This is a genomic window from Nitratidesulfovibrio liaohensis, from assembly GCF_011682075.1.
Taxonomy (GTDB): Bacteria; Desulfobacterota; Desulfovibrionia; order Desulfovibrionales; family Desulfovibrionaceae; genus Cupidesulfovibrio; species Cupidesulfovibrio liaohensis.
Map to the genome: position 1 here is coordinate 1 of NZ_VSMK01000320.1, position 3,230 is coordinate 3,230.

The following is a 3,230-nucleotide window of genomic DNA, read 5'->3' on the forward strand; positions in this document are numbered from 1 at the left end:
CCAGCCGGAGGCGTCCAGCGCCTCTGCCACCACGCGCCCGATGCGCTGCGGGTCGTAGTCCGGGCAGCGCAGCAGGGCCACGGGGATGGGCACGGCGGTACCGGGCCGCACCGATTCGGGCGGGACGATGGACGCGGATGGGGCAGCCGGAACAGTCGAAACGGGCTCACCGCCTGCCTGCTCAGCCGCCCCCGAAGACGGGGCCGCCCCATCCCTACCCCACGGGGCAGGCAAGGGCGCGGGCAGGCCGGAATGGTCGAAGGGGCCAGTCTGGCGAGCCGGGCCAACTTGGCGAGACTGGCAGTGCTGGTCCAAACGCCGCAAATCGTCGGTCACCGGGCCTCCCCGTCCGTGGAAAAGGTGGCGATCTGGTCGATGATCATGCGGGCGTGGGTCTTTTCCTGCGTGGCAAGATCCAGAAAGGCCCGCTCCGCAAGGCCGCCAAGGCCGCTGCCGCGACGGGCCTCGTCGGCCAGGGTGCGGTACAGGTCGTAGGCGTTCATTTCCACTTCCAGCGCCAGTTCCGCGATGTCCAGACAGTCGCCGCTGGCGGCGTCGCGCAGCCACGGCTCCAGATCGGCCACGGCCATGCCGCCTTCCAGCACACGGCCTTCCAGCGCATCGAACAGCGCATCGAAGGGGGGCAGCGGGCCGCGCGTGGCGTCGGCGTGGGCGTCGGCGTCCCAACGCTGCGCAAGATGGTGATAGACCACCTTGGCGTGGGCCAGTTCCACGCCGATCAGCCGGTCCATCAGCGCGCACACGGCGGGTTTCGGCCCGGCGGCGCGCACGCGGGTGTACAGCAGGTGGGCGGCCTTTTCCATGTCCAGCGCACGGCGCAGCAGTTCCTCCATGCTGCGCACCCCGGCAAACACCTGAATGCGCGGACTGTCGGCCACGGCCTGTCCGGACCAGGCATTCATGCCACCCGCCAGGTTCAGGATGCGGCCCACCGCCGTGGCGCCCGTGCCACCCGTGCCCCCCATCCCTGATGACGACGCGGCGAATCTGCCGCTTTCCGCCGCCATCACCGCCGCCGCCGCGGACCGCCCCCCGCTGCGGCAATAGAAGACGTGGTCCTGCGCCGGGTCCAGCGTGGCCAGCAGGGCGGCCAGTTCGCCCACGGGCACCAGCCGGGCGCCGGGGATGTGCTCCTGCCGGTATTCATCGGGCTGGCGCACGTCCACCAGCACATAGCTGCCCTCTGGCCGGGCGGCCATGTAGTCGCGCAGGGCCTGCGGCGAAATGGATTCGATGGGGACGCGGGGCGATGGGCTCATGGTGCCTCCTGCGGGTGGATGCTACGGGATGGCGTGTGGCTGGCGGACAGCGGACAAGGGCAATGCCACGGGCAAGGGTGCGCCCGGCGGCACGTGCCGCCCGCCGCCATTCTACCCGACACGGCCGTACCTGCAAGGGTATCGTCTCATGCGCGCGACGCCGCCCAGGCATGCCCAGCCTTCGCCCACATCATGCGACCGCCACGGCCCTGCCGACGCCCTGCTCCCCCCTTGCCGCCTTTTCGCGCACTTTCGCCCCACTTTCATGTTGACAGCACCGGCCACCGGGGCTACACACCTTTTCTCGCGTGTCGGGATGTAGCGCAGCCTGGGAGCGCACCTGAATGGGGTTCAGGGGGTCGGAGGTTCAAATCCTCTCATCCCGACCAGCTTAGACACGCAAAGGCCGTCGATCGAAAGATCGGCGGCCTTCTTCGTTATTGCGCACAAACCGTGGCAATGCGTTTACAGGCCGTACTGGGTGCGGATCAGTTCGTACACGCCCTTTTCACGCAGCGTGTCCACCGGCGCAAGGAAGGTGGCGGTAACGGTGCCGGGCGCGCGGCCAATCTGGATGTTGCCGGTGATGGTGGCGCGGTTCATCACTTCCGGCACGGTGCAGCCCAGGAATGTTGCCGCGCGGTCCAGCGCGCAGGCCGTGGCGTCGTTGAGGTTGGGGCCGGTGCCCACGAAGGAGATGGGCGCGGATTCTTCCAACTGCACGCCCCAAGCGTCCGCCTGCTGCCGTGCCTGGCGCTTTTCGTCCTCGCTCAGGGGGCGGGCCAGCAGGGGCAGGTCGTCATGCACCGGCAGAATGATGGGGCCACCGCAGGTCACGCCCTTCAGCACCGAAACCTGCATGGTGATGACCCCGGCCACGTCGGCGGTGTGCCCCGCGATTTCGCCGTCGCCCTGCATGGCGTGCATGTCGCCCACGTACACCCCGCCGCCGGGCACGCGCACCGGCGTGATCAGCACGGCCCCGGCGCGCACGCGGTTGATGTCCATGTGGCCGTCTGTGACGTCGGCCAACTGTTCCTGCGTGATGGCGTATTCATGCGGCGCGCCCACGAGGAACGAACCGAAGTCGCGCGCGTTGTGCGAATCGGGAATCTGCCGGGTGGGCATGACGCCAAGCTGCCCCACGAAGGGGATCATGCGGCTGACCACGCCGGGGATGTCGCTGGGGGCCAGGGCCACCACCGGGTTCTGGATGGAATTGTCCGGCGTGCACATGTACTCGCGCGCGTTGCCGGCCACCCGTTCGGCGGCGGCCTTGTTCAGGGTGACGCCCAGCGTGCCCTGTTCGTTGAAGGCGATGGTGTAGCCGTTGGTGAAGGCAAAGGGCGCTGCGGCTGCCCCGCACGCCGCGCAGCGGATGCAGTCCGGCCCGCAGCCTTCCACGCAGGTGTTTTCGTACAGCGCGCCGCACTGCGGACATTTGCCCGCCACATAGGGGTCGCCCAGGCAGCGGTCCGCGAACATGCTGTCGTTGCCGGACGCCGTGACCCGCGAGGTGACCTGGATGGACAGGATGCGGATGGCGATGGAATCGCCCGGTTCCGCGCCCTGCACGTAAACCGGCTGCGTCACCTCGTGCCCGCCCCGGATGGCGGGGGTAAGCATGGGCCCCCAGCAGCCGGGCGCGGTGTTGGCGACGATGATGCCGCCGTCCTGCACCGGCCCCAGCATGGGAACATCCGGACCGAGGATGCCGTTGGTGAAGGTGTTGACGAAGACTGTCCTGTTCGCCACGAGTGTGCTCCTTTTTTTGAGGTGGAGATATCGCAGGGGGACTGGACAGAGCCTAAGCACTTTGCCGCACGAATGACCAGTACCGAGAATGGGAGTGGCGCTTGCGGCGGAACGCGCGGCGCGCCCCGGCGGGCGGAATGCCGGGATGCACTGGGGACAGGGGGGCCGGGCGGGCAAGGGGCGGGCCGCATGGCG

Annotated in this window: 2 protein-coding genes, 1 tRNA gene and 1 pseudogene; 1 reads left to right on the top strand and 3 read right to left on the bottom strand. The window is 68.9% G+C overall.

Going from position 1 to position 3,230, the window contains the following annotated elements:
* Positions 1–336, bottom strand: a pseudogene (locus tag FVW27_RS11270) (hypothetical protein); the annotation flags it as partial.
* Entirely contained in the window at positions 333–1,280 is a 948-nt protein-coding gene (locus FVW27_RS11275) for a rhodanese-like domain-containing protein (RefSeq protein WP_167125188.1), read from the bottom strand. The gene FVW27_RS11275 and the pseudogene FVW27_RS11270, both read right to left, overlap by 4 nt.
* A 312-nt stretch (positions 1,281–1,592) precedes the next feature.
* Here FVW27_RS11275 and FVW27_RS11280 point away from each other — a divergent pair.
* A tRNA-Pro gene (locus FVW27_RS11280) sits at positions 1,593–1,669 on the top strand.
* Positions 1,670–1,745: 76 nt separating this feature from the next.
* Here FVW27_RS11280 and FVW27_RS11285 read toward each other — a convergent pair.
* A complete protein-coding gene (locus FVW27_RS11285; protein WP_341806127.1) occupies positions 1,746–3,035 on the bottom strand; it encodes an acetamidase/formamidase family protein in 1,290 nt (429 codons plus the stop codon).
* Positions 3,036–3,230 lie beyond the last annotated feature (195 nt).

Coding starts and splice junctions, on each gene's coding strand:
- FVW27_RS11275 (WP_167125188.1), bottom strand. CDS start 1,280: ATGAGCCCATCGCCCCGCGTCCCCATCGAATCCATTTCGCCGCAGGCC.